Raw genomic sequence first — 24,617 nt, 5'->3', positions numbered from 1 at the left:
CACCCCTAAGACCCGCACGGCCGGCGGCGAGCTACGAGATCGTGGTCAGGACGTCCCCGGGGGAGACGGCGTCGCCCGGGTTCGCGGCGTGCTCCCCGACCGTCCCGGCGCGGTGCGCCTGGACAGTCGTCTCCATCTTCATGGCCTCGAGGACGACGACGGCGGCCCCCGCCTCGACTGCCGTGCCCGGCTCGACGAGCCACTTCACGATCGTCCCGCCCATCCCGGCGGTCACGGCGGCCTCCGCGGCGGGGCCGCCCGCGCCGGCCTGTTCGCCGGGCGTGGCGCCGGCACCTGTGGCCGCCAGCCCCGCGAAAAGCGCCTCCGGGACGCCGAGCATCACGCGCCGGCCGTCGAGGTCGACCGCGAAGGTGCGCCGCCCGCCGTCGGCCGCGGCGGGGGTGAACTCGGGGCTCGCGGCGAGCTCCGCCGCGAACTCCGACTCGATCCAGGTCGTGTAGACGCCGAGCCCGTCATCGCCCGCGAACGCCGGGCTCTCGACGACGGCGCGGTCGAACGGGAGCACCGTGGCGACCCCGCGGATCTCGAACTCGCGGAGCGCGCGGCGGGCCCGTCGCAACGCCTGCTGGCGGTCCGAGCCCCAGACCACGAGCTTCGCGAGGAGCGAGTCGAACTGGCCCGGTACCGCCGATCCGTCGCGCACGCCGGAGTCCACGCGGATCCCCGGACCTGTCGGCGCCGCGAAGCGTTCCACGGTCCCGGGCGAGGGCAGGAAGCCCCGCCCCGGGTCCTCGGCGTTGATGCGGAACTCGATCGCGTGCCCGCGCGGCTCGGGGTCCTCGAGAGCCGGGAGCGTGCCGCCGCCCGCGATCGCGAGCTGCGCGGCCACGAGGTCCAGGCCCGAGGTCTCCTCCGTGATGGGATGCTCGACCTGGAGGCGCGTGTTGACCTCGAGGAAGCTCAGCGTCCCCGACTGGTCGAGGAGATACTCGACCGTCCCCGCGCCCACATAGCCTGCCTCGCGGCAGATCGCCTTGGCCGATTCGTGGACCCGCGCCCGCTGTTCGGCGCTGAGGAACGGCGCGGGCGCCTCCTCGACCAGCTTCTGGTGGCGGCGCTGGAGCGAGCAGTCGCGCGTCCCGGCCACGATGACATTGCCGCGCGTGTCCGCGAGCACCTGGGCCTCGACGTGCCGCGGCTTGTCGAGGAACTTCTCGACGAAGCACTCCTCGCGGCCGAACGCGGCCCGGGACTCGCGTACCGCCGAGTCGAAGCACTCCTCGATCTCGTCCAAGGTCCTCGCGACCTTGAGTCCGCGACCGCCGCCGCCGAACGCGGCCTTGATGGCCACCGGCAGGCCGTGCTCGCGGGCGAACTCCCGGACCTCCTCGGCGCTCGCAACCGGCCCGTCGCTGCCGGGGGCCAGCGGTGCGCCGGCACGCACGGCCACGGCACGCGCGCTCACCTTGTCCCCGAGCAGGCGGATGGTCTCGGGCGAGGGGCCGATCCACGTGAGGCCCGCGTCGAGGACGGCCTGGGCGAAGTCGGCGTTCTCGGACAGGAAGCCGTAGCCGGGGTGGACGGCGTCGGCTCCCGAACGCGCCGCGACGGCGAGGAGCTTCGTCGCGTCGAGGTAGGTGTCCGCGGGGGAGGTGCCGCCGAGCGCGTAGGCCTCCGTGCACGCGCTGACGTGGACGGCGTCCGCGTCCTGGTCCGCGTAGACGGCGACGCTTTCGAGGCCCGCGTCATCGCAGGCCCGGGCCACGCGGACGGCGATCTCGCCACGGTTGGCGATGAGGACTTTACGCATGGGTGATTCCTAGGGGCTGGGCGGATGTTCTGGCGGAGGCGGTCGCGGCCGCGAAGCGCACGCGCGCGCCGGGCGGGAGCTGGCCCGCGCTGTCGAGGTCGGCATCGACGACGACGGCGATCACCGGATAGCCGCCCGTCACCGGATGGTCGGCGAGGAAGAGGACGGGCTGGCCGTTCGGTGGGACCTGGATGGAGCCGAGCACGGTGCCCTCGCTCGCGAGTTCGCCGTCGCGCCTCCGCTCCAGCCGCGGCCCATCGAGGCGCAGCCCCACGCGGTTGGACTGCTGGGTCACGGTCCACTCGGCGGAGAGGAAGTCGTCCAGGGCGCGGTCCGTGAACCAGTCGTCCCGGGGCCCCACGACCACGTGCAGCACGGCCACGCCCTCGGGCAGGGGCGGCGGGACCTCGGGCGCGCCGACCACGTGCGCGCCCCCGATCGGCAGGATCGCGAGCGCGTCCCCCGCCCGGAGAGGTTCGGGCCCGATCCCGGCGAGCGTGTCCGTCGAGCGGCTCCCGAGCGCCTCGGGCGCCGCGAAACCCCCGCGCACAGCGACGTAGCTGCGCAGCCCCGCCGCGGGCGTGCCCAGAGTGAGCGTCTCGCCCGCGAGGAGCGCGAACGGTGCGTCGAGCGGGGGCTGCCTCTGGCCCGCAGAACCGGACCGCGCGCCGTCGTCCGCGCCTCCCTTCGGATCAGCGCCCTGCGCCGGGGCGATCCGCAGCGGCACGCGCGCGCCGGTGACCGCCAGGACCTGGTCCCGCGCGGCGCGCACGGTCAGCCCGCCGAGGAGCGCCTCGAGGGCGGCCGCCCCCGGCGGGTTGCCCGCGATCCGGTTCGCCCGCCGGAGCGCGGCGCGGTCGGCCGCGCCAGCGGCGCCCACCCCGAGCGCGGCGAGGCCCGGGCGCCCGAGGTCCTGCACCGTGCACTGGAGGCCAGGGCTGACGACGACGAGGCCCGGCTCCTCGGACGACGGCGCGTCCGCATCCTCGGTCTCGCCCATATCCGCGCCCGCCGTCGCCGGAGCCGCGCGCTCGGCAAGCGTCGCCGCCTCCCGCACGGGCTCGAAGCGGACGCGGTCGCCGGGCCGGAGCAGCGCCGGATTGGCGCGCTCGAGGTCCCACATGACGGCGGACGTCCGGCCGATGAGCTGCCACCCGCCCGGCGACTCGCGCGGGTACACCGCGGAATACGTGCCGGCGAGTGCCACCGATCCCGCCGGGACCGCAGTGCGCGGCGAGGACCGGCGCGGGACGTCGAGCGCGCCGTCGCCCGCAAGATAGGCGAAGCCGGGCGCGAAGCCGCCGAACGCGGCATCCCACACCTGCCCCGAGTGCGCGGCGACGACGCCTTCGCGGCTCAGCCCGGTGAGCCGGGCCACCTCGTCGAGGTCAGCGCCGTCGTACACGGTCTCGATGACCACGAGCTCGCCGGCCCGCTGCTCGCCCGGGCCGAGGTCGAGCGAGCGCACCCGCCGCACGATCGCGGCAAGCGACTCGGGGGAGTCGGCCGAGACAAGGACGGTCGTGGCGGCGGGGACCACGTCGCGCTGGCCGGACAGCGGCTCGGCGTCGAGCTGGCGTGCGAGGCTCAGGACCGCGCCGAGCGAGTCGAGCTCGACGAGGGCGGCGCGGCTGCCGGACGGGCGGATGCCGACGACAGCGCCGCGCCCCGGCGCCGTGCCCACTTCGGGGCGGTGTTGGGTCGCCGCCGCGGCGGCCTCAGAAGCGGGCATGGCCTACGCGAAGCTCCTGATCTCGACCCCGACGCCCGCGATCGCGGCGCGGATGCGGGCCGCCATCGTCACGGCGCCGGGGGTGTCGCCGTGCACGCAGATGCTCCCGGCGTCGATCGGGACCACCGTGCCGTCGATTGCGCGGACCTTGCCGTCGAGGATACGGAGCACGTGCTCGACGATCGCGTCGAGGTCGTGGAGCACCGAGCCCGGCTCGCGGCGCGAGACAAGCGTGCCTTCGGGCGTGTAGGCGCGGTCGGCGAATGCCTCGACGACCGTGCGGAGGCCCGCGGCCTCTGCTGCGCGCTGGATCTCGGAGCCAGGGAGTACCAGAAGGGGCAGCGTCGGGTCGGCCTCGGCGACGGCGCGCGCGACGGCGGCCGCCTGGGCCGCGTGGTGGACGATCGTGTTGTAGAGCGCGCCGTGCGGCTTGACGTAGCGGACCTCGGTGCCGGCCGCCTGCGCGAGCGCGCGGAGGGCCCCGATCTGGTAGATGACGTCGTCGGTGAGCTCGCCCGGGTCCATGTCGATGAAGCGGCGGCCGAAGCCCGCGAGGTCGCGGTAGCCGGGGTGCGCTCCCACGGTGACGCCCGCCTCGGCCGCGGCGCGGCACGTTGCGCGGATGTGGCTCGGATCGCCGGCATGGAAGCCGCACGCGACGTTGGCGCTCGAGACGCTCGCGAAGATGGCGGCGTCGTCGCCGAATGTCCAATTGCCGAACGATTCGCCGACGTCGCTGTTGAGATCAATACCTTCGCGGTCGATGCTGGGCACGAGTGACCTCCGTCTCAGGATGCTGTGATGGAACCAGCATGCCCCAAACGCGAGGATTGTTCAACAATTTTTCGGAAAGGTAGTTGCGTTGTGACAGCAGCGAGGGCCCGAGCCATTCGGCTCGGACCCTCGCACCCCAGTCTCCCTAACGTTCCGGCGCCCGCTGTCCCAACAACCGTTCCGTTGTCTGATCACTACCCGCTGTCGCGGAAATGAAACAGGGGCAGCCGCACGGATTCGTCGGCGGTCGCCCGAATCGCGTTCGGCTTGACGCAATCCGTCGCTCCCAGGGGTCCTAGCGGTTGGCGTCGTCGAGCTCGCGCAAGGCCCCGGCGCCGTTGGCGTCGTCCAGCCGGCGCGGCGGGTCGCCGTTGGCGTCGTCGAGCTGGCGGAGGAATTCGCGGTCGCCCGCCGATTCCGACGGTCGCTCCAATCCAAGCCGTCGCTCCGGGTTCGGGCGGTGCTGTTCGATGAGCGCCCGGGCGAGGTTGCGGGCGCGGAGCGCCGCGTGATGGTCGCCCTCGATCGAGGCCACCATGGCGCCCTTGGTCAGGATGTGGAACGACCAGGCGAAGCCCTCGGGGTCGTCCAGGCCGGCGCGTGTCGCGAGGGCCGCGAGACGCCCCCGGATGGCCGCGAGGTGTTCCATTGCCGCACGCCCCAAGGGGTGGTTGGGGCCGAATTCGGTGAGGACATGGAGGAACGTGTTGACCTCGTCCGCGCCACGGCTGAACCAGTCGTCGAGGACGTTGAAGGCGGTCAGGATGGCATCATCCGGCGTGTCCGTGTGCTCGATCGCCTCCTCGATCATGTCGTGGCGTACCTGGTACCAGCGGTCCATATAGGCGAGCACGAGTGCTTCCTTGGATGGGAAGTGCCGGTAGAAGGTTGCCTTGGCGGATCCTGAGTGGCTGATGATCTCGTCGACGCCGACGTCTCGCACGCCCCGTGCAGCGAAGAGCCCGTACGCGGTCTCGAGGATCCGTTCGCGGGCAGGTTTGCGTGCGGCGGCCTCTTCGGCCCGGCCGCGATCTCGACCGTCCATGCGGACGATTGTAGCACCGGAGACAGACCGGTCTGTCTCCGGTCGGAAAGTTCACCCAACCGCTATAGACAGACCTGTCTGTCTCCATATATAACCTTGGAGAGGACAGAACGGTCTGTCTCGTTTCCGGCAAACCCGGCACAGGCTTGGGGCCCGCATCCCGCGGCCCCTTCATGAACGGTTGCAACACCGAGTCCCGCACCATGCGGGTAGAGAGGCTAGGTCGCTGTGAGTGAGTCAAAGGGTCGGTTGAAGATCCTCGCTGGGGGTCTTGGTGAGGTGACCGACGCGCGGGAAGGGACCGCCGAGGCCGGCGTGTTCCCGGCCGCTCTCGTGGTCGAGCACCTCGGCGTCGCGGACGCTCTCGCGCGTCGCTACCGCGTTCCGGGACATGACGCGGAGGACCTGCGCCAGGTGGCGCGGCTCGGCCTCGTGATGGCCGCGCAGCGCTACCGCGAGGGAGTGGGCCACGGCTTTGTTCAGTTCGCCGTCCCCACCATCGTCGGGACCATCAAGCGCCATCTGAGGGACCAGTCGTGGACGGTGCGCCCGCCCCGCTCCCTGCAGGAGCTTCGGCTGGGGGTCAAGGACGCCCGCGGCCGCTTGGTCCAGGAGCTCGGCCGCGAGCCCAGCCTTGCGGAGCTGAGCGAAGCGACGGGGGCCCCCTCTGAGCAGGTCGCCGAGGCGCTCAGCGTCGATGCGGCGCTCGTCGGCACGGCCATCGAGTCGCTGGATGACTCGAGCGATTCCGACGACGAGCGGATGGCGCGCGTCGTCTCCGTCGCCGACCCGGGATTCGAGCGCGTGGAGCAGCGGCAGCTTGTCGCGGCCGCGCTCGAGGGGTCCTCCGAGGATGACCTCCGACTCGTGAAGATGCGCTTCGTCGACGAGATGAGCCAGAGCGAGATCGCCGCCGAGCTCGGGGTGAGCCAGATGCAGGTCTCCCGGCTGCTCCGCCGTCTGCTCGACCGGATGCGCCGCAATATTGCTGCCTGAGGCCTTGGCCGCCCGACGACTTGCCGCCGGTGGCGCTGGACCCCAAGCAGCGGGGCAGCCCACCGACCACGGCACGGCATCGCGCGAGCCGACGCCATCGCCAACCGATTGACCGCGGCCCTTCAGCGGGTCAAGGCACCGAAGAAGACCTCGAGCAGCCCTGCGTTGTCGACTCCGTCGACGAGCGCCACGGGCGCCCCGGGATCGTCGCGGTCGGGATCGTCGCGGTCGGGATCGTCGCCGCCGAGATCGTCGCGGTCGGGATCGTCTCCGGGAAAGAACGCCGCCGCGCCCTGCGCGGGGCCCTCGTCAAGCGAGACCGAGAGCCGCCCGCGTCGCCTCGTGACGATGGATGGGTCCACGAGCATCGCGACGACGAGCACGTCGTGAAGCCAACAGCCCGGGATGCCGCGGGTTTCGGCCGAGTAGCGCAGCCACGGCGCGGTGGTCCGCGCAAGCGACTCCGCAATCGGCGAGCCGATGCGGCGCAGCCGGTCGAGGTCGCGGGGAGTGAGCATCGTGCTGATCGTCGTGTCGAGCGGTACGACCGTGACCCGGGCGCCGCTTGTGAGGACGGCGTGGGCGGCGTGCGGGTCGTAGCCGAAGTTCGTGTCGACGGCGCGCCCGGGCACGGAGAGCGCCCCGCCCATGATGGCGATCCCCGCTACGTTCCGTGCAAAGGCAGGGTCAAGCCGGAGCGCGCGGGCGAGGTTCGTGAGCGGTCCGAGGGCGACGACGGTGATTTCGCCCGGGTTCGCGCGCACGAGGCGCGCCAGAGCGCGCGCGGCGGCAAGGCCGCCGTCGTCGGTTTCGCCCCCGCCCGCCGCTAGCGGCCGAGGGATGCCGTCCCACAGCCGCCGGTGCTCCTCGCTCAGGTCCTCACGGTCCAGGAGGCGCCGCCACGGCGCCGGGTCCCGCACGAGGGGCGCGCGGGACCCCGCAACCACCGCCACGTCCACGCGCCACTCGCGGAAGAGCTCGCGGGCGACTGCGGCCCCGACGTCCGCCGGGGTGTTCCCCGCAACGGTGGTCACGAGCTCGAGCTGCAGCTCGGGAGCCGTGACGGCGAGGCCGAGGGCAAGGCCGTCGTCCGTGTTGGCGCCGGGGACCCCGTTCCCGGGGTCGCAGTCGATCGCGATGCGCATGGTGCCTGCCTAGACGGCGTCGGCGACGAGGGTCAAGTCCCGGCCACGCGTCTCGGGGGCGAAGAACGTGGTCACGAGGCCGATCGCCGCCGTGACCGCGAAGTACACCGCGATGGGCCACCAGTGTCCGAACTGCACGAGCAGTGCGGAGGCGAAGAGCGGTGCGGTGCCGCCCGAGAGGAGCGAGCCGACTTCCTTCGCAATCGCCATCTTGGTGTAGCGGTTGGTGGCGCCGAAGAGCTCGACGCCGTACGCCGCCTGGACGGCGAAGATGCCGAGGCTCGCGAGAGCCATGCCGACCACGATCGTCGCGAAGACGATCCCAGGGTTCTTCGTGTCCATGAGCATGAAGGCCGGGAACGCGAACGCCACGAGCGCGATGCAGAAAGCGCGGTACGTGATGCGCCGGCCGAAGCGATCGGAGGCATAGCCGGCGAGCGGGATCACGGCGAAGCCGATGAGGGAGGCGACGAAGACGGCCGACGCCGAAAGGGACTTGTCGAGGACCAGCACCTTCGTGACGTACCCGACCACGAAGGTCTGCGCGAGGTAGGACGGCCCGTTCTCGCCGATGCGCAGGCCGAGCATCACGAAGAAGGCCCGATTCCGTGCGAAGAAGCCGCGGACGTCAGAAGCCGCCGCCGGCGTCTGGGCGCTCGTCTGGGCGCCCTCGGCGAGCTGCGCGCGGCGCTCCTTCTCGGCGAGGAAGACCGGGCTCTCCTTCATGACGCGGCGCAGAATCAGCGCGACGACCGTGACGAGGATGCTGCAGAGGAACGGGATCCGCCAGCCCCAGCTCAGGAGGTCCGCCTTGGGCAGCTGGGTGACGAGCAGCCAGACCCCCGAGGCGATGAGCGTTCCGCTGTTGGAGCCGAGCGCGATGAACGCCGAGACGAAGCCGCGGATCCGGCTCGGTGCGGACTCCGCGAGCATGATCGCTCCGCCCGAGAGCTCGGCGCCGGCCCCGAAGCCCTGGCAGATCCGGAGGAAGACGAGCAACGCGGGCGCCCCGACGCCGATCTGGGCGAACGTCGGGAGGGCACCGATGAGGGTCGTCGAGCCGCCCATGAGGATGATCGTCGCGACGAGCACCACCTTGCGGCCGTGCCGATCCCCGACCCGGCCCAGCACGATCGCGCCGACCGGGCGGGCCAGGAAGCCCACGGCGTAGGTTGCGAAGCCGGACAGCAGAGCGATCGCGGGATCGGTGCCGGGGAAGAACAGGTCGCCGAACACGAGGCCAGCGGCCAGCCCATAGAGGGCGAAGTCGACATACTCCATCGTGGTGCCGAGCCAGACCGAGGCCGTGGCGCGGAAGAATTCGGGCCGCGAGACGGTGGGTTGCGGCGCTGGGCGATCGGCCGTGGCCGTCGGATCGTTCATGGGTTTCTCCTGGGGCAGGGAACGGGGAATTCGGCCGAAGCCACCAGATTGTGCGGGAATTTGTCTTAATTTCCGCTGTCTGCCGCGCCGCAGGAATATGTTGTTCGGGGAAACGTCGGCTTAATTGATGGAGCCGTCGCCCGCATGTTTGCTGGCCTCCGTGGCGACCGCGACGAACTCAGTGGTGATTTCCCGCCGCCCCTCCGTGAAATTCGCAGAGGTATCAGCAAAATTCAGTGGTGGGCTTTTCGCACCTCCGTGGTGCCGAATTCCGGCGCTCAGCCGTGCCCAGGATCTCGGGCGCTATTCCACCCGCACCTCGCTCGGTTCCTTGTCCGGCCGCCAGCCGCGCCACACGGGGTGCCGGAGGCGCCGGTCCTGCGTCCACTCGCCGTAGCGGACCTCGCCGACGTACTTCGGGGTCACCCAGTGGGCGTCCGCGGTGTCGGCGCGCGGGATGTCGGAGAAAGGCATGGTCTTGCGCTCGAGGGGGTGCAGCTTCGCCGCGATGTCCGCGAGATCGCGCTCCGTGAAGCCGGTGCCCACGCGCCCGACGTAGCGGAGCCCGCCGTCGTCCTCGGGGATGCCCAGGAGCAGCGAGCCGACCGTGCCCTCGCGGCCGCCCTTGCCCTCGCGCCACCCGCCCACCACGACCTCCTGGCTGTGCTCGTTCTTGATCTTGAGCCACGCGCCCGAGCGCCGCCCGGGCTCGTAGCGGGATGCGAGCCGCTTGGCCATGACGCCCTCCATGCCGTGCTCGGCGGACGCGTCGAGGACGTGCTGGATGTCGTCATCGAAGAGCGGGGAGAGCTGCACGTTCTCGGGCAGGCCGCCCTCGGCGAGGAGCTCGAGCGCGGCGCGGCGCTCGCTGAACGGAAGGGGAGTGAGGTCGCGCCCCTCCCACTCCAGGAGGTCGAACAGGACGATCCGCACCGGCACCTTGCGCCGAGCCGCGCTGACGTCGGTCGGATCGGTGAGCCCCATGCGCTGCTGGAGGAGCCCGAACGAGGGCCGGCCCCTGGCGTCAGTTGCGATGATCTCGCCGTCGAGGATCGCGGGGCCCAGCTCGGCGAGGCCTGCGAGCTCGGGGTACGTCCCGGTCGTGTCGAGTCCGCGGCGGCTCAGGAGCTTGAGCGGGCCGCGCGCGTCCACGATCGCACGGACGCCGTCCCACTTCATCTCGAGCGCCCAGTCGCCGCCGCGCACCAGACCTGCGGTGCCGATCTGGGCGAGCATGGCCGAAGGCGGCCGCCCGCCCGCGGACTTTGCCGGCTCTTCGACGGGGGCCGTGGACTTCGCGGAGGGCGGGGCGGGGGTATCGGTCGGGGCGCTGTTCGGCGCGCCGGCGCCATCGGGGTCGCGCCGCGCCCCACGCCGCCAGTGGCCTTTCGCCTGGTCCTTCATGAGGTGGATGAGCCAGTTGTCCTTCTCGCCGCCGACACCGCCGTCGGTGCGGATGAGCGCGAGCCGCACGGGCTTCCCGCCCTCAATGTCCGCGAGGCCGCCGCCCGGCCTCCCCGTGAGGAGGACGATGATCTCCTTGTCCTCGCGCCACTTCTCGACCTCGTAGGTGCCCGTGTCCCAGACGGACATCTCGCCGGCGCCGTATTCGCCCTTCGGGATCGTCCCCGAGAACGTGAGGTACTCGAGGGGGTGGTCCTCCGTGTGCACCGCGAGATGGTTGCGTCCGGGGTCCGTGGGTACGCCGCGAGGCAGCGCGAACGAGGCGAGCACGCCCTCGTGCTCAAGCCGCAGGTCCCAGTGCAGGCGCCGCGCGTGGTGCTCGTGGATCACGAACGTGTTCCCCTCGCCGGGCTCCGGCGCCTCGAGGGGGACGGGCTCCGGCGTCGCCGAGGCGTCGCGCTTGGCGCGGTACGCGGTGAGTCGGTCCTGCCCACCGCGGGTGCCCCCGGCCGAAGCGGACGACGGCGGGTGGGGGGTCCCGTCGTCGTCCTCGCCGGCATCTTTCCCGCCCGGGCTGGCGTCGTCGTGCGGGATGTCGTCCGCGAGGACGGGCGCGAAGAGGTTCCCGTATTTCTCGAGCCGGGCCGGCATTTCGTCATAGCGCACATGTGCTAGATCCGGCGAGGCGATCTCCTCCCACGTGCGCGGCGCGGCGACCATGGGCTGGGCCCGTCCGCGGAGCGAATACGGGGCGATCGTGGTCTTCTGGCCGCTGTTCTGGCTCCAGTCCAGGAGCACGCGGCCCTCGCGCAGCGTCTTCTTCTGGTCGCTCACCACGAGGTCGGGGTGGTCGGCGGCGAGCGATCGCGCGAGCTCGTGGGCCACGGCGGAGACCTGCTCCCATGACTGCTTCATGTCGAGCTTCGCGTACAGGTGGATGCCCTTGCTTCCGCTCGTGACCGGGACGGAGTCGAGGCCCATCTCGTCGAGGATCGGCTTGATGAGCAGGGCCACCTCGACGCATTCCCGAAGGCCCGCGCCCGGGCCGGGGTCGAGGTCCATGACCAAGCGGTCGGGGTGGCGCATCCGTCCCCGCGCGTCGACGCGCCACTGCGGCACGTGGAGCTCGAGGGAAGCGATCTGGCCGAGCCAGATGAGCGTCGGCAGGTCGTTGATGAGGGGATAGGTGTTGGTCGAGTGGCGGTGCTCGAGCGTGACGCGCTTGACCCATTTCGGAGTCGAAGCGTCGAGGTTCTTCTGGAAGAACACCTCGCCCGGCTCCTCCGGCGTTCCGACCCCGTGGACCCAGCGCTTGCGGGTGGCGGGCCGGTCGCGGACGGCCGGGATCATCGCCGGGGCGACGGTGCGCAGGTACTCGAGCAGGTCTCCCTTGGTGGTACCGGAGTCCGGGTACAGGACCTTGTCCAGGTTGGACAGGCTCAGCTCGCGGCCCTCGACGGTCACCTTCTCGCGTTTGGCTGCCATGGCGCCACGATGTCACGCGAAGCGACGCGCGTGAAGGGGGCTTGGGGTGGGTTGTCTGGGTGATCTTCGGGGCCGGCTCCCGGACGGTCCCCGGGCAGGGTTCTTGTGATCAGGCTCTGGGCTCTTGTCCATAGACATCGATGGGTGTAAATATTTACCTGTGTCTATGGATTTGGGACTGACCCCCGTGCAGGCCGTCGCATGCTGCTCCCCGCTCTCGCGGGAGCCCATGTCGGGGGAGGTGGCCGAGCAGGTCTCGGTCGTGCTGAAGGCGCTGGGCGATCCGGTGCGGCTGCGGCTCATGTCGCTCGTCGCTTCGCATGAGGGAGGCGAGGCATGCGTGTGCGACCTGAACGACGCGTTCGACCTCTCCCAGCCGACGATCAGCCACCACCTGAAATTGCTCCACGAGGTCGGGCTGCTCGAGCGCGAGAAGCGGGGGGTCTGGGTCTACTACCGGGCCCGCACCGAGGCCCTGGGCAACCTCGCCGCCATGATCGGCGGGACGGCGAAGTGAGCCTGCTGGCGCGCCGGGCGATCGCGGAGCTCGCGGGCACGGCGTTCCTCGTGATCGCGGTGGTGGGTTCGGGGATCATGGCCTCGCGGCTCTCTCCGAACGACACCGGGCTCGCGCTGCTCGAGAACAGCTTGGCCACGGGCGCCGCACTCGTGGCCCTCATCGTCGCCCTCCAGCCGGTCTCGGCCTCGTTCAACCCAGTCGTGACGCTCGTTGAGAAGATGCTGGGCCTCGTCGACTGGCGCACGGCGGGGGCCTTGATTCTCGCCCAGTTCGTTGGCGGCTTGGCCGGGACCGTGGTGGCGAACGCGATGTTCGGTCTCGACGCCGTCGCCCTGTCGTCCCACGCCCGCACGGGCTCCGGGCTGTGGCTGGGCGAGATCGTGGCGACGGTCGGGCTGCTGCTCGTCGTGTTCGGGACGGTCCGCTCCGGCCGGGCGGATCGCGTGGCGTTCGCGGTAGGCGGCTACATCGCCGCCGCCTACTGGTTCACGAGCTCGACCAGCTTTGCCAACCCCGCCGTGACCCTCGCCCGCACGGTGACGAACACGTTCGCGGGGATCGCCCCAGCCTCCGCGCCTGCGTTCATGCTCGCCCAGCTCATCGGCGGGGCGCTGGGGTTCATCCTGATCCGTCTGCTCTATCCCGCTGGCATCACTGCCTCCACGCCCGAGAAAGAAGTCATTTCATGAGCCCAGAAACCCTTGAAGGCAGGCCCTCTGTCCTGTTCGTCTGCGTCCACAACGCCGGCAGGTCCCAGATGGCCGCGGGCTACCTGGCTCACCTCTCCGGCGGGCGAATCGAGGTCCGCTCGGCTGGCTCCGAACCGGCCGAGCGGGTCAACCCCGCCGCGGTCCAGGCGATGCTCGAAGAGGGCATCGACATCCGCAGCGAGACGCCCAAGATCCTCACCATCCAGGCGGTCAAAGAGTCCGACGTCGTCATCACGATGGGCTGCGGCGACACCTGCCCGATCTTCCCCGGCAAGCGCTACGAGGACTGGGAGCTCGAGGACCCCGCGGGGAAGGGCGTCGACGCCGTCCGCCCGATCCGCGACGAGATCCGGGGACGGATCGAGAACCTGATCGCGGAGCTGCTTCCCCAGAGCTGATATACCCCGAGCCGACCGAAGGGAGGTGGCGGAATGAGAACAACGGGCTGCTGCGACGACGGCTGCTGCGAAGAGACCGAATGCTGCTGATCGTCCACGCCTAGCTGTAGGACATGCCTAGCTGTAGGAACGGCAGTCGGCACCGTCCGCAGACGCACTGCCGCCCGCGTCGCCGAGGGGATAAACGGCGACGCGGGCGGCAGTGGCTTGCGAGCTTGGACTACTTCTTGAAGGAGTCCTTGACGTGCTCGGCTGCGTCCTTGACCTTCTCGCCAGCCTGCTTCATTCCGGCCGACTGCTGGTCGCGAACGCCCTCGTCCTCGAGGCGCGGGTTGTCGGTGGCCTGTCCGGCGGCTTCCTTTGCCTTGCCGCCCAGCTCTTCGGCCTTGTTGCTGACCTTGTCGCCTGCTCCCATGCTGTCCTCCGTTCCGGCGGGCATGCTACCCACCTCCGCTGTCGGAACGGCTCGGGCGGTAGCCCGGGCCGGGCGCTCTGGGGTAAGCGCTACGTCTATATTTCGCAGCGCGGCCCCGAGATTCAAGCCAATTCAGCCCGGAATGGGCCTATTCTGCAGACTGCGAACGGCGGTTTGGAAAACGAAAATCCGGGAAACGCGCATCGGTTGTGCCTCGCCTCACGGACAGCGCCTCACCGACAGCGCGAGCCTCCTGCTGACCCTCTCGAGCGGCGTCTGACCCTCTCGAGCGGCGTCGCAACAAGTTCCCCTCCCGGTGCAGCGCGCTACACGAGCCGTTCGACGTGCTCGGCCACCTCCGCCGGCGCCGGCATGGCGGCGATCTCCGCGCGGACCTCCGCAGCGGTGCGCATGAGACCGGGATCATCGAGGAGCCGGTGCAGGATCTCGGCGGTCACGGGGACCTCGGGCTCCAAGCTGATGCCGACCCCGCGGCGCTCGACCGCAGCCGCATTGATGTGTCGGTCGGCCCCGCTCGGCATGACGAGCTGAGGCGTCCCGCACGCCGCGGCCGTCAGCGTGGTGCCTGCGCCGCCGTGGTGGATGATGCCCGCGCACGAGGGCAGGAGCTCGTTGAGCGGTACCCACCCTGCGGCGCGGACGTTGGGTGGCAGCGTGCCCAGCCCCGAGAGGTCAGCGCTGCCGGTCGCCAGCACGAACTCAGCCGGCACCGACGGAGCGAGCTCGATGAGCCGGCGGATCGGATCGACGCCGCCGAAGTCGGGGGCGATCGTCCCGAGCGTCACCGCGATCCGCGGCCGCCGCTCGGGCTCGAGGAGCCAGTCCGGCAGGACGCGACCGCCGTTGTACGGGACGTAGCGCATGGGCCAGCCGCTCGGGTGGCCATCGATCATGCTCGCCGGCGCGACGTCGATCGTGGCCGATTCAGGCAGCGCGGAGACGCCATGACGTTCGAACGCACCGGTGGCCTTCTCGAAGATCTTCTGCGAGATGTTGGGCGTGCGGGCGAAGCCGAAGCCGTGCTCGACGAGCGGGAGCCCGAGCCTGCCCGCCGCGACGAGCCCGGCGCCCTGGACCTGCGACTGGACGATCACGTCGGGGCGCCAGCGCTGGGCGGCGTCCACTACGCCGTCGACCAGGCGTTCGGTCATCCGGGCGAAGAAGCCGCTCGCCTCCTCGAGCGAGGTGAGCCGCATCTGCAATCGCTTCTTCACGAGTTCGGGCTGCTCCTCCCGGAGGCGCGCGATGAGTGCTCGCCTGTCGAAGCCGGGGGACGCATCGACGGCGGAAAGCCCGGCGGACGCGGCGCCGTCGAGCGCGTCAGACGCTGTGGCGACCAGGATCGTGTGGCCGCGGGCCCGCAGGGCCCACGCGAGCGGAACCATGGGGAAGAGGTGCCCCAGCCCGGGGGTCGAGACGAACAGGACGCGCATCGGATCTCCTCGGTGGCGAGTTGGGGCAGCGACAGCCGTGGCGACGGCAGTGGCGACGTCGCCCGCGCGTCGTCATCCGCTCCCTTGTCTAACAGCCTTGCCCGCGAATTACCCGAAAGCCTCCTCGCCAAAGCCCGCGTTCCGGTGTTCACTGGGTTTCATGCGGTCTATCTGGAAGGGCGCCATCAGCTTCGGCCTGGTCAGCGTGCCCGTGAAGGTGTACAGCGCCACGGAGGACCACGACCTCAAGCTCCACCAGGTCCACGACAAGGACAGGGGCCGCATCCGCTATCAGCGCCGGTGCGAGATCTGCGGCGAGGTCGTCGAGTACGCGGACATCGCCAAGGCGTACGAGGAGGGTGGGCAGACGGTCGTCCTCACTGACGAGGACTTCGACTCGCTTCCCGTCGAGCGGAGCCGCGAGATCGAGGTGGTCGAGTTCGTGCCGGACTCGCAGATCGACCCGATGCTATTCGAGAAGAGCTACTTCCTCGAGCCGGAGAAGGTTGGGGTCAAGCCGTACCAGCTCCTGAGGCAGACGCTCGAGCAGACGGAGCTCACCGCCGTCGTCAAATTCTCGCTCCGGCAGAAGCAGCGCCTCGGGGCACTGCGCGTGCGCGGGAACGTCATGGTGCTGCAGGCGATGCTGTGGCGCGACGAGGTGCGCGAGGCGGAGTTCCCCATCCTCGACGAGGCCGTGAAGATCTCCGACAAGGAGCTCAAGATGTCGTCGTCGCTCGTCGAGAGCCTCTCGACCGACTTCACGCCCGAGGAGTTCACCGACGAGTACCAGCTCCAGCTGCGCCAGCTCGTCGAGGCCAAGCTCGAGCAGGGGGACTCCGTGGATACCGAGGCCACTTTCGGCGCCCCGGCCGCCGAGGAGGGCGAGGGTGCCGAGGTCCTCGACCTCATGGAGGCGTTGCGCCGCAGCGTCGAGAGCCGCCGGAAAGCGGCCAAGGGCACAGCGGACGACGGCGACAAGTCGGCTTCCGAGGACAAGCCGGCACCCAAGCGGCGCACCCGGAGCGCCGGCTAGAGAGCGCGGGCTAGGGAACGCGGCAGGCAGGCCGACGACGGCGGACCTACGCCGCCGTCGTCGGCCGTCTGGGGCACCATCCCGCGAAAGCGGACGTTGGTTGCGAAAGCGGACCTCTCAACGCGACGAAGCGTGCGCTCTCGCATGAAACGTCTGCTCTCGCACCGACCGCACTCTGACTACGGCCGCGCCCGGAGCTGGACGCGACCCTCGCGGACCCGCGCCTCGTAGCTGGGCTGGGGCGCGCTCGCGGGGCCGAGGACCACGCTCCCGTCGGCGAGGCGGAACGTGCTGCCGTGGAGCGGGCAGGTCACGCAGCCGTCCTTGACCGTTCCCTCGTCGAGGGAGCCGCCCGCGTGGGTGCAGACGTTGTCGATCGCGACGATCCGTCCGGCGTCCCGGATGACGAGGATCGGGATGTCGTCGAGGTGTGCGAGGTGGGGCTTTCCGTCATCGAGCTCCGACTCGGCGAGGGCGTCCTCCCAATCGGTCGGGCCCTCGTGCCATGCCGTGCGGCTGACTTTGACGCCCTTCGTGTAGGCGAGATGCCCGCCGAGGTAGCCGCTCGCCAAGAGGATGCCGAGCCCCGTGAACGCTAGGCCCTTGCCCGCGGTGCGGCTGCCGGCCCGTCGGGCCACGAGCGACGCGCCGTACAGGCTGAGGGCTGTGACGTTGAGGGCCGCATGGGCCACGCCGAGGCGGCTCGTCGAGCCGTGGGTGTCCGCCCAGTCTGTCAGCCCGGCGGCTGCGGTCGGGATCGCGGCCACGAGGCCGGTGCCTACGAGGAGATCGGCGGCGTGCTCGTCCCGTTCGCCGCCGAGCAGGTCCAGGACGGAGGCGAGGCTCCACGCGCCGATCGGGAAATCGGTGAGGAGCGCGTGCAGGGGATGGCCCAGCGGGGTACCGCTCAGCGTGTTGCGGACCGCCTTCGGCTTGATGGCGGCCTGCACGACGGACCGGACAGGATCGCCGATCTTGTCGAGGAGCGGCCACCGCTCGACGCGGCTCGTGAAATCGTCCAGAACGTTCATTTTGCGTCCTCCTGTCGCTCGTACCTTCCGTGTCCCGCGGCGCCGGTCGAGGCGTCCCGCCGTCATCGGGCCCTTACCCGGCTGGGGATGGTTGACCCGACTCCGCGCCGGGTAGGGCTGCTCCATGAGTGAGAACTTCGAGGGCAGGCAGTACGACGACGAGCCGCGCGACTCCGGGGACGAGGCGAACGACATTCGCTTCAGCGAGGAGGAGCATCTCATCCGCGAGCAGGTCCACGGCGACCGGCCGGACAAGGACGACGTCCCCTCGAGCGTGCCCGGCATGGACCAGGCGGCGGCGGGGATCGACGTGCCGGACGCGGACCTGCGCGAGGGCGATTCGAGCGACGACCCCGCGCACCACGGCAAGGAGCAGTAGGCCCCTTCCGTAACCCCCGGCGTTGGCTACGTCCGTGCCGTGCGCCGCACCGAGGGGTCGATTGACCCTATCGCCGGTGGTGTACCCTGCCTAGACTCTCCCCTCAGGCGCCTCAGGGCGCGTTTGGGGGAGGGGGCATTTTGGGGTACACCGTGCAATTGATGGCTCAATACGGGATTCGGCCATCTGAGTGGGACTGGTATAGGCGATTCGGACAGGTCCGGATAGAGCCAACGCCGGAATATCGATCAGCAGTTCGCCGGATTTGGCTGAGTACGTCGATCCTCGTCGGCCTTGATGTCGCGATCATGATCGGCCTGATGGTGATGAGCGTCCAGATTGCAGCCAAGGCAAGCCAACTTCCGGCGATGGCAGGATCATTTGTCGTGCCCATCGGGCTGGCGGTCCTCATTCGGATACTGAACGGGGCAGGGACAAATACTGCGGCCGCCCGCTCGCGAGCCGTGCGCCAGCAGCGGGCGCCGCGGATCTTCGGCACGCCGGGTCAGATTCGTGAGGCCGCGGCTCGCTTCGGACAAGGGCCTGCCGAGGCCGGGGCGAGAGGCGAGGAAAGCACCGCGGCGCTTCTGGAATTGCTTCTCTGCATTCCCGGGACGATGGTGTTCCACGGCCTGCAATTCCCCGGCAACGTCGACGCGGACGTCGATCACGCCGTCGTTCTCGGGAATGTCGTCTTCCTCATCGATTCGAAGCTGTACCGCTGGGGTTCCTACGAATGGCGCTCGGCCGGGTTCAGGGACCTCATCGTCAGGTCGGACGGCTACGGACGCGGCACGGCGAATTGGATGCACACGGCGGCCGAACGCTATCAGGCGATGCTGGGGGACCACGTCGCGGTGATTCCGCTCGTCATGATCCACGGCCGCAATACCTCGGTTGGACCGGAGCGGGCCTCGGCTCATGGCGTGCACATGCTCACCGCTCGCGATGCCATGGAGTCGCTGGGAAATACGCTTGCACACGGCGCTGGAGAGAGCGCCAACGTGGCGGCGGTGCGGCTCATGGTGAGCATGCTCAAGACTGCAGCCAGTCCAGCCGCATCACCGCCCGCCCGAGACGGAATCGCGCCGCTGGATCCCCGTTAGATGTAGCCATTGTTCGCGGCGCCCGAGCTATCTCACGAGCCCTATTTTGCGTTTGCGAAAGCAGGTCTACAGTGTGCGCATGAGTGAGCCGCACGATAACGCTCCCGACTCTGCCGACGAAGAACAGCCGGTCGAGTACCCCTCCAAGCAGGAGGCCTCCGGCCCCGGCGACTCGGGCGATGAAGCCAACGCCCTCCGATTCACCGAAGAGGAGCAGCTCATTCACGAGCAGATCCGGCGCCATCGCGAAGAGCGCGAGCGTCGGGAGCGGATGGAACGGGCCCGGCAGGAGAAGGGGTAGCTAGCTCTAGCTAACAGCTCACGTGCCATCCGCTTCGAAGCAATGAACTAGCCTGGTCGCATGATCGCGCGTTTCGGTCTTTCAGAAGATGAGATTCGACATCAGGTGATGGAGTGGCTTGCTGCTCGATCGAACGACGGCTCGGGTGCTATTTCGTACGCCGAACTTCATGATTTCGTTCTTGAGGGCGAACACCTTCCCTTGAAAGACCGATTCAAAGGCATCAGGAAGCCCGCTGGGTTTAGCGCGGCTCTCTCGATCACGACGACTTTCAGGCCTGAGGGTATCGAAAGGTCGTACGATGACGGCGTTTACGACGAGGATGTTCTGCTCCGATACAAGTGGGATGGTATAGATCCAAATGCCGCCACGAACCGTGCGCTCCGATCGGCCATGGAGCAGCGTGTGCCCCTCATTTGGTTTGTGGGGGTCGCGAAGGGGCTTTTTCAACCTCACTTTCCGGTCTATGTCATCGGCGAAGAGCCTGAGCACCACCAATTTCTTGTGAGCGCAGAAGCCGTTTCGGCGGCAACCGACTCGTTCGCCGAGGAGCATGTTCGCCGCTACCTCGATGTAAGGACGCGGCATCGGCTTTTCCAAGGTGTTTTTCGGACTCAGGTTCTCGCTGCTTACCAGCAGCGATGTGCAGTCTGCAACCTTGGTCACCCGACGCTGCTAGATGCTGCCCACATCGTTCCTGACCGCGAGGAACTTGGGATTGCTTCAGTGGTCAACGGCATGGCCATGTGCAAGTTTCACCACGCAGCTTTTGATTCACGGCTACTTGGTATCCGACCAGACTTAGTCGTGGAAATTAGACCTGACCTATTGACCGAGGTGGACGGCCCCATGTTTCGCTACGGACTGCAGGAAATGCATCGACGCCCCTTGATGTCTATTCCTCGTTCGAAGTCGCAGCGTCCAAGGTCTGATCTGCTTGAGTGGGCCTGGGACCGGTTCAAAATGGTTAGTTAGTGCGCTCAGCTAGTTGGTCTCAGTGCGAGTAATCTGCGATGTCGCCGTAGTCGAGTCCTTGGCGCTGACGTCGATCTCGTATTCTGCAGCTACGGCCTTGACGAAGGTCATGGGACCGAACAAGGAGATGTGTTCCTGTATTCGGAGACCGAGCAGATGGTCAAGGGGGCCAGGGGATGCTGCGTCGCTGCCTAAGAGACACTCCAGTGCGTCGGCTGCATGGTTCTTGAGGGCGTCCGGTCCTTGGGCCGCGCACATTGCGTGAATCGCTTCCGTGAGTCTGGCGTGGACAGACAGGAACGCCTGCACCGTCGAGCTTTTGCCGCCGAATTTCGTGGTACCGGTTTGATGCTGGGCCAACTTGTTCCCCCTTGGCTGTGGCTGCTGATTCGAGGCTAAAGCCTTGGTCCGACAAGCTAGCGTTGAGGGCGTGGCCCGATCAGAAGCTGAAACACCCCTCCCCGGCGGTGACGTCACCGAGGGCATCGTGCGCGTCGGGGACACGGTGCGGAGGCCACTCGGCCCGCATTCGCCGCTCGTCCACGGGGTCCTGCAGCACCTCGAACGCCAGGGGTTCGACGGCGCCCCGCGCTATCTCGGCCTCGACGAACAGGGCCGCGAGATCCTGACCTACATCGAGGGAGAGGTCGCCGGCCGGCCACACCCGGCCTGGCTCGCCGACGAGCAACGCCTCGTCTCCCTGGCCAAGCTAGTGCGGCGCCTCGATGACGCCATGGCCGGCTTCGCGCCGTCGTCCGCGATGCTTGAAGCGGTCGCCGCGCCGGAGATCCCCGGGATGCCGCCCGCCCCGCAGGCCGAGCCGGAGTTCGTGGGCCACCTGGACATCACGCCGGAGAACGTCGTCTTCAGGGAGGGGAAGGCGGTCGCCCTCATCGACTTCGACCTCGCGAAACCGGCGACCCGCGTCGACGAAGTCTTCAACCTCTGCATGTGGTGGGCCCCGTTCGCCCCGGACGAGGACCGGACGTGGCCGCTCCGGGGCGTCGACTCCGCCGCGCGCACGCGCCTCATCGCGGACGCCTACGGCCTCTCCGCCGCGGATCGCGCCCGCCTCGTGCCCACTGCGATCCGCCGCACCGAGCGCAGCTGGTATCTCATGAAGTATCGCGCCGAGCACGACGGCGGCGGCTGGCTCCGCATGTGGCGGGACGGTGCGGGGGAGCGCATCCGTCGTCGCCTCACTTGGCTCGAGTCCGAAGGAGGGCGGCTCACCGAGGCGCTGACGACGGCGGCCTCACACTAGGCCGTGGCCGCGTCGGCTGGCCTCGCCTCAGCCTCGTCACCTCAGCCCCCGCCAACTGAGCCCCGTCCCCTTAGCCCTGCGCCGCTTCGGCCGTCGCGGCCATGGCACCGTGGCGAAGGATCGCGTCGAGGAGCTCCGCGGTTCGGTCGATGAACTCGTCGCGGCCCGCGAGCTCCCCGCCGAGCAAGTGCTGGTCGTGGAGCACTCGCCGCGCGAGGTCGTGGGCCGTCGAGGATTCGGAGGCGGCCCGGGCGAGCGCCGGACGCGCGGGGTCCACCATCGCGGCCGCGTGGGGGCCCGGATCGAAGCCACCGAGCGGGGCCAGGCACGCGAGATACGCGGCGGTCGTGAGCGCGAGGAGGTGCGGCATCGTCCCGGCGTCGAGCAGGGCGACCGCGGGTTCGGGAATGCGCTGGCGCAGTTTGACCGAGCCGTCCGTGCCGACCTGGCTCGTGCGATGCCCGAGGGCCGTATTCCGCCAGCGCTCGAAGAGCTGCTCCTCGTATGCTGCGAGGTCCACGCCGCGCGGGGCCGTCACGCTCGGGAGGTACTCGGCGCGCAGCACCTGGCGGGCCGCCGCCTCGATGAACGGCTTGCCCACGGACTCGGGGATGGTCGCCGCGCCGGAGAGCGCGCCGAGGTAGGCGATGAGCGAGTGCGTCCCATTGAGGAGCCGCACCTTGAGCTGCTCATACCGTGAGACCTCGTCGGAGAACACGGCCCCGCCGGCCTCCCACGCCGGGCGCCCCGCCGCGAAGCGGTCTTCGAGGACCCACATCGTGAACGGCTCCGCGGGCACGGGGACGTCGTCCCGGTACCCGAGCCCGTCCGCGACGAGGCGCCGATAGTGGTCGGTCGTCGCCGGCACGATCCGGTCCACCATGGTCGAAGGGAACGTGACGCGCTGCTCGAGGAAGGCGATCAGCCCTGAGGCCTCCGCCTCGGGCAGCAGCCCGGCGAATTCCTTCACGAGCCGCTCCGTGTGATGCCCGTTGTCGGCGAGGTTGTCGCAGCTCAGCACCGTGATTGGCTCTCCGTGTGCGCGGGCGCGGGACTGAAGTCCGCGCACGATCTGTCCGATCGGCGTCGCGGGCCGTGCGGCGTCGGCGAGGTCGTGCTGGATCGCGGGATCGTCAACGGCGAGGTGCCCCGTGCGCGGGCTGTAGAAGTAGCCGTTCTCAGTCACCGTGAGGGATACGATCCGCGTGCTCGGCGCAGCGATCGAGGAAACTACGCGTTCGGGCTCGGCGGCTGCCGTGAACGCGTCGGTGTGGACGCCGGGTATCGAGAAGGATTCGCCTCCTGGCGAGATCTCGACGACGGTGTACAGGAGGTCCTGGGCCTTCATCGCGTCGGTCACCGACGCGGACCGGCTCCCCACGCCGATGATGCCCCACTCGTCCGCTCCCGCCTGACCACCGGACATTGCGGCATCGAGCGCCGCGCGGGTGTAGACGGCCTGATGCGCGCGGTGGAAGTTGCCCAAGCCGAGGTGGACGATGCCCGAACGCGACGGTCGACGGCGAGGGGCGCCGTCGTACGCGGCGGAAAGCCGGGAAAGCCCAGATGCAGCCTTGACTTCGGTCATGTTCAGCAGTCCTCCATGGTGGGGTCGAGGTCGACGGCGGCCGTCTTGCGGATCATGTCCGGCCTCCGTTCAGGGGCGGCTGGCTCCGCGTACGGCGAAAGTGGAGCCGCGCACCATGAGCTGCGAGGTTAGGTGGACAGGCTGCGTGGCGCGGTGCCTGCCGGCGAGCTGCTCGAGAAGAAGGTCCAGGCCGACGGCGCCGCTGTGCTCAATCGCGACGCGCACCGACGTGAGTCCCGGCTCGGCGGCAGCGGCGATGTCGAGATCGTCGATACCGACCACGCTCAGGTCCTCGGGGCAGCGGACGCCGAGCTTGCGGGCACCCGCCAGGAGGCCGACCGCGACGAGGTCGTTGTACGCGATGACGGCCGTCGCGCCGCTCGCGACGACGGACGCCGCCGCCGCGAGGCCGCCGTCGACCGTCGCGCTCTGGTTGCCCACGGCGGTGAGCTCGACGCCCCGCTCCTCGCACAGGCTGCTCACCGTAGCGAGCCGCTGACCGTTGGCCCACGACGACGGCGGCCCGGGCACGTACGCGAGGCGGCGGTGGCCGAGGGCGTAGAGATGCTCGACGGCCTGGCGCAGGCCCTCGTCCGCGTCCATGAGGACGCGCGCGGCGTCGGCGGCCTCGCCGTTGACGACCACCAGCGGGGTTTGGCCCGCGAGCCGGCGGATTTCCTCGGCGGGGAGGCGCGGAGAGCACACGATGATTCCATCGACGGCACCCGCGAGGGAGGCCAGGTGTTCGCGCTCGCGCTCCGTGGACTCCGACGTGTCGGCCAGGACCATCCGGTGGCGTCCCGGCCATGCGCGCTCTTGCACGGACTTGAGGAGGGCCGCGAACACGGCGTTGGAGATGTCCGGGACAATCACCGCGAACGTCCGAGAGCCGGTTGACGCGGCTGCCGCGTAGCCGAGCCCCTCCGCCGCCGCGAGGACCTTCTGCCGCGTCTCGGCTGCGAGCCGGGCGGGGTCACCGAACGCGCGCGACGCCGTCGCGAGCGAAACGCCCGCCAGCTTCGCGACGTCTGTGAGGGTGGCTGCCATCAGTTCTCCGGGTCGTCGACTAACGGACCGCCTCGAATGGCCCTCCCCGTAGTATGAAATTCTTGTACAAGGTTGTCAAAAGTTTGTAGTGCCGCGACCGGGGTCGATCACGGCCGACGACCGGCGACGACGGACGACGGGCGACCGGGCGACGGGCGACCGGGCGCGCCAAGGTCCGACCAGCCATCAGGCATCGGCCACCCGCCACCGCGACCCGGCTCAGAACTCGGCTCAGAACGGGGGTGGCTCGGGTTCGTCCGGTTGATAGGTCGGATGGTGATCAGTCACTTGGTGGGCTGGTGGTTCGAGAGGTTGTGGGTCCGGGGGCGGGGGTTGGAGTTGGTGGCCGGTCGGTCCCGTGACGGTCCGGGTGCCCAGGGGCGAGGTCCAGAGGGTGTCGGCGATGGTGTCGTCGGGGTCGGTGGGGAGGCGGGCGGGGTTCCAGAGTCGCAGGCTTTTGAGGGCGTGGTGTTTGGCGCACAGGGCTTGGAGGTTCTGGGCGTCGGTGGTGCCGCCGTCCTGCCATTCGACGAGGTGGTCGAGCTCGGCGGTGCGGGCGGGGCGGGCGCAGCCGGGGAACTGGCAGGTCCCGTCGCGGTATTCGATGTAGCGTCGCAGGCCCTTGGGCGGGCGGTAGGCGGTGCGCCCGAGTGCGAGG

General features: G+C 69.7%; 24 protein-coding genes. 10 read left to right on the top strand and 14 right to left on the bottom strand.

Annotation, left to right across the window (positions count from 1 at the left end):
• Positions 1-31 precede the first annotated feature (31 nt).
• From E6A26_RS16170 to E6A26_RS16155, 4 genes are all read right to left on the bottom strand, one after another.
• Positions 32-1,771, bottom strand: coding sequence for an acetyl/propionyl/methylcrotonyl-CoA carboxylase subunit alpha (locus E6A26_RS16170; RefSeq protein ID WP_136612234.1), 1,740 nt, complete (start codon positions 1,769-1,771; stop codon positions 32-34).
• Positions 1,764-3,503, bottom strand: a complete 1,740-nt coding sequence (locus E6A26_RS16165) for a 5-oxoprolinase subunit B/C family protein (RefSeq protein WP_136612233.1) — start codon at positions 3,501-3,503, stop codon at positions 1,764-1,766. Before E6A26_RS16165 ends, E6A26_RS16170 begins: the two co-directional genes overlap by 8 nt.
• Before the next feature lie 3 nt (positions 3,504-3,506).
• On the bottom strand, positions 3,507-4,277 hold the full coding sequence (locus tag E6A26_RS16160) for a LamB/YcsF family protein (RefSeq protein ID WP_234865588.1): 771 nt from the start codon (positions 4,275-4,277) through the stop codon (positions 3,507-3,509).
• A gap of 295 nt (positions 4,278-4,572) precedes the next feature.
• Entirely contained in the window at positions 4,573-5,322 is a 750-nt protein-coding gene (locus E6A26_RS16155; RefSeq protein WP_136612232.1) for a TetR/AcrR family transcriptional regulator, read from the bottom strand.
• A 279-nt stretch (positions 5,323-5,601) separates the two neighbouring features.
• On the opposite strand from E6A26_RS16155, the gene E6A26_RS16150 reads away from it, so the two are divergent.
• Positions 5,602-6,318, top strand: a complete 717-nt coding sequence (locus E6A26_RS16150; protein ID WP_168928767.1) for a sigma-70 family RNA polymerase sigma factor — start codon at positions 5,602-5,604, stop codon at positions 6,316-6,318.
• Between the two features lie 122 nt (positions 6,319-6,440).
• On the opposite strand, the gene E6A26_RS16145 is transcribed toward E6A26_RS16150, so the two are convergent.
• The 3 genes from E6A26_RS16145 to E6A26_RS16135 all read right to left on the bottom strand — a co-directional run bounded on the left by E6A26_RS16145 (position 6,441) and on the right by E6A26_RS16135 (position 11,735).
• Positions 6,441-7,463 (bottom strand): nucleoside hydrolase, encoded by a 1,023-nt coding sequence (locus E6A26_RS16145; protein WP_136612230.1) that lies wholly within the window; start codon positions 7,461-7,463, stop codon positions 6,441-6,443.
• A 9-nt stretch (positions 7,464-7,472) separates the two neighbouring features.
• Positions 7,473-8,846: an MFS transporter gene (locus tag E6A26_RS16140; protein WP_136612229.1), complete on the bottom strand. Its 1,374-nt coding sequence runs from the start codon at positions 8,844-8,846 to the stop codon at positions 7,473-7,475.
• Between the two features lie 303 nt (positions 8,847-9,149).
• Positions 9,150-11,735 carry an ATP-dependent DNA ligase gene (locus E6A26_RS16135; RefSeq protein WP_136612228.1) on the bottom strand — a complete coding sequence of 862 codons (2,586 nt, stop codon included), beginning with the start codon at positions 11,733-11,735 and terminating at the stop codon, positions 9,150-9,152.
• A 166-nt stretch (positions 11,736-11,901) separates the two neighbouring features.
• Between E6A26_RS16135 and E6A26_RS16130 the strand changes: the two genes are divergently transcribed.
• The 3 genes from E6A26_RS16130 to E6A26_RS16120 are packed head-to-tail and all read left to right on the top strand — an operon-like array spanning position 11,902 to position 13,363.
• Positions 11,902-12,252, top strand: a complete 351-nt coding sequence (locus tag E6A26_RS16130; protein WP_136612227.1) for an ArsR/SmtB family transcription factor — start codon at positions 11,902-11,904, stop codon at positions 12,250-12,252.
• On the top strand, positions 12,249-12,944 hold the full coding sequence (locus tag E6A26_RS16125) for an aquaporin (RefSeq protein WP_136612226.1): 696 nt from the start codon (positions 12,249-12,251) through the stop codon (positions 12,942-12,944). The genes E6A26_RS16130 and E6A26_RS16125 overlap by 4 nt, the downstream gene beginning before the upstream one ends.
• Positions 12,941-13,363: an arsenate reductase ArsC gene (locus E6A26_RS16120; RefSeq protein ID WP_136612225.1), complete on the top strand. Its 423-nt coding sequence runs from the start codon at positions 12,941-12,943 to the stop codon at positions 13,361-13,363. Before E6A26_RS16125 ends, E6A26_RS16120 begins: the two co-directional genes overlap by 4 nt.
• Before the next feature lie 220 nt (positions 13,364-13,583).
• On the opposite strand, the gene E6A26_RS16115 is transcribed toward E6A26_RS16120, so the two are convergent.
• Both E6A26_RS16115 and E6A26_RS16110 read right to left on the bottom strand, forming a co-directional pair.
• Positions 13,584-13,778, bottom strand: a complete 195-nt coding sequence (locus E6A26_RS16115; protein WP_136612268.1) for a CsbD family protein — start codon at positions 13,776-13,778, stop codon at positions 13,584-13,586.
• Positions 13,779-14,104: 326 nt separating this feature from the next.
• A complete protein-coding gene (locus tag E6A26_RS16110) occupies positions 14,105-15,232 on the bottom strand; it encodes a nucleotide disphospho-sugar-binding domain-containing protein (RefSeq protein ID WP_136612224.1) in 1,128 nt (375 codons plus the stop codon).
• 160 nt (positions 15,233-15,392) lie between these two features.
• Here E6A26_RS16110 and ku point away from each other — a divergent pair, with 160 nt between their 5' ends.
• Positions 15,393-16,268 (top strand): non-homologous end joining protein Ku, encoded by an 876-nt coding sequence (gene ku / locus E6A26_RS16105; RefSeq protein ID WP_136612223.1) that lies wholly within the window; start codon positions 15,393-15,395, stop codon positions 16,266-16,268.
• 179 nt (positions 16,269-16,447) lie between these two features.
• Here ku and E6A26_RS16100 read toward each other — a convergent pair whose 3' ends face one another.
• Positions 16,448-17,299, bottom strand: a complete 852-nt coding sequence (locus E6A26_RS16100) for a Rieske 2Fe-2S domain-containing protein (RefSeq protein WP_136612222.1) — start codon at positions 17,297-17,299, stop codon at positions 16,448-16,450.
• 124 nt (positions 17,300-17,423) lie between these two features.
• On the opposite strand from E6A26_RS16100, the gene E6A26_RS16095 reads away from it, so the two are divergent.
• From E6A26_RS16095 to E6A26_RS16080, 4 genes are all read left to right on the top strand, one after another.
• A complete protein-coding gene (locus tag E6A26_RS16095; protein WP_136612221.1) occupies positions 17,424-17,678 on the top strand; it encodes a hypothetical protein in 255 nt (84 codons plus the stop codon).
• Between the two features lie 140 nt (positions 17,679-17,818).
• The gene (locus E6A26_RS16090; protein WP_136612220.1) at positions 17,819-18,784 is read left to right on the top strand and encodes a nuclease-related domain-containing protein; all 966 of its coding nucleotides are present in this window, start codon (positions 17,819-17,821) and stop codon (positions 18,782-18,784) included.
• A gap of 79 nt (positions 18,785-18,863) precedes the next feature.
• Positions 18,864-19,085 (top strand): hypothetical protein, encoded by a 222-nt coding sequence (locus tag E6A26_RS16085; protein ID WP_136612219.1) that lies wholly within the window; start codon positions 18,864-18,866, stop codon positions 19,083-19,085.
• Positions 19,086-19,145: 60 nt separating this feature from the next.
• Positions 19,146-20,060 carry an HNH endonuclease gene (locus tag E6A26_RS16080; RefSeq protein ID WP_211129198.1) on the top strand — a complete coding sequence of 305 codons (915 nt, stop codon included), beginning with the start codon at positions 19,146-19,148 and terminating at the stop codon, positions 20,058-20,060.
• 9 nt (positions 20,061-20,069) lie between these two features.
• On the opposite strand, the gene E6A26_RS16075 is transcribed toward E6A26_RS16080, so the two are convergent.
• Positions 20,070-20,420: a hypothetical protein gene (locus tag E6A26_RS16075; protein WP_136612218.1), complete on the bottom strand. Its 351-nt coding sequence runs from the start codon at positions 20,418-20,420 to the stop codon at positions 20,070-20,072.
• A gap of 70 nt (positions 20,421-20,490) precedes the next feature.
• On the opposite strand from E6A26_RS16075, the gene E6A26_RS16070 reads away from it, so the two are divergent.
• Positions 20,491-21,324, top strand: coding sequence for a phosphotransferase (locus tag E6A26_RS16070; protein ID WP_136612217.1), 834 nt, complete (start codon positions 20,491-20,493; stop codon positions 21,322-21,324).
• A 70-nt stretch (positions 21,325-21,394) separates the two neighbouring features.
• Here the strand turns inward: E6A26_RS16070 and E6A26_RS16065 are convergent, their stop codons facing one another.
• The 3 genes from E6A26_RS16065 to E6A26_RS16055 form a co-directional block, all read right to left on the bottom strand.
• Entirely contained in the window at positions 21,395-22,912 is a 1,518-nt protein-coding gene (locus tag E6A26_RS16065; RefSeq protein WP_136612216.1) for a mannitol dehydrogenase family protein, read from the bottom strand.
• A gap of 69 nt (positions 22,913-22,981) precedes the next feature.
• Positions 22,982-23,959, bottom strand: a complete 978-nt coding sequence (locus tag E6A26_RS16060; RefSeq protein ID WP_136612215.1) for a LacI family DNA-binding transcriptional regulator — start codon at positions 23,957-23,959, stop codon at positions 22,982-22,984.
• Positions 23,960-24,190: 231 nt separating this feature from the next.
• A partial coding sequence (locus E6A26_RS16055) for an HNH endonuclease signature motif containing protein (RefSeq protein WP_136612214.1) occupies positions 24,191-24,617 on the bottom strand: 427 nt, incomplete at its 5' end.

The sequence above is a fragment of the Sinomonas albida genome (genome assembly GCF_004919045.1).
In the GTDB taxonomy this organism is placed as follows: Bacteria; Actinomycetota; Actinomycetes; order Actinomycetales; family Micrococcaceae; genus Sinomonas; species Sinomonas albida.
This window is presented reverse-complemented; position numbering and strand designations above follow the sequence as displayed.

Coding starts and splice junctions, on each gene's coding strand:
- E6A26_RS16170 (WP_136612234.1), bottom strand. CDS start 1,771: ATGCGTAAAGTCCTCATCGCCAACCGTGGCGAGATCGCCGTCCGCGTG.
- E6A26_RS16165 (WP_136612233.1), bottom strand. CDS start 3,503: ATGCCCGCTTCTGAGGCCGCCGCGGCGGCGACCCAACACCGCCCCGAA.
- E6A26_RS16155 (WP_136612232.1), bottom strand. CDS start 5,322: ATGGACGGTCGAGATCGCGGCCGGGCCGAAGAGGCCGCCGCACGCAAA.
- E6A26_RS16145 (WP_136612230.1), bottom strand. CDS start 7,463: ATGCGCATCGCGATCGACTGCGACCCCGGGAACGGGGTCCCCGGCGCC.
- E6A26_RS16140 (WP_136612229.1), bottom strand. CDS start 8,846: ATGAACGATCCGACGGCCACGGCCGATCGCCCAGCGCCGCAACCCACC.
- E6A26_RS16135 (WP_136612228.1), bottom strand. CDS start 11,735: ATGGCAGCCAAACGCGAGAAGGTGACCGTCGAGGGCCGCGAGCTGAGC.
- E6A26_RS16130 (WP_136612227.1), top strand. CDS start 11,902: ATGGATTTGGGACTGACCCCCGTGCAGGCCGTCGCATGCTGCTCCCCG.
- E6A26_RS16120 (WP_136612225.1), top strand. CDS start 12,941: ATGAGCCCAGAAACCCTTGAAGGCAGGCCCTCTGTCCTGTTCGTCTGC.
- E6A26_RS16115 (WP_136612268.1), bottom strand. CDS start 13,778: ATGGGAGCAGGCGACAAGGTCAGCAACAAGGCCGAAGAGCTGGGCGGC.
- E6A26_RS16110 (WP_136612224.1), bottom strand. CDS start 15,232: ATGCGCGTCCTGTTCGTCTCGACCCCCGGGCTGGGGCACCTCTTCCCC.
- ku (WP_136612223.1), top strand. CDS start 15,393: ATGCGGTCTATCTGGAAGGGCGCCATCAGCTTCGGCCTGGTCAGCGTG.
- E6A26_RS16100 (WP_136612222.1), bottom strand. CDS start 17,299: ATGAACGTTCTGGACGATTTCACGAGCCGCGTCGAGCGGTGGCCGCTC.
- E6A26_RS16095 (WP_136612221.1), top strand. CDS start 17,424: ATGAGTGAGAACTTCGAGGGCAGGCAGTACGACGACGAGCCGCGCGAC.
- E6A26_RS16085 (WP_136612219.1), top strand. CDS start 18,864: ATGAGTGAGCCGCACGATAACGCTCCCGACTCTGCCGACGAAGAACAG.
- E6A26_RS16080 (WP_211129198.1), top strand. CDS start 19,146: ATGATCGCGCGTTTCGGTCTTTCAGAAGATGAGATTCGACATCAGGTG.
- E6A26_RS16065 (WP_136612216.1), bottom strand. CDS start 22,912: ATGACCGAAGTCAAGGCTGCATCTGGGCTTTCCCGGCTTTCCGCCGCG.
- E6A26_RS16060 (WP_136612215.1), bottom strand. CDS start 23,959: ATGGCAGCCACCCTCACAGACGTCGCGAAGCTGGCGGGCGTTTCGCTC.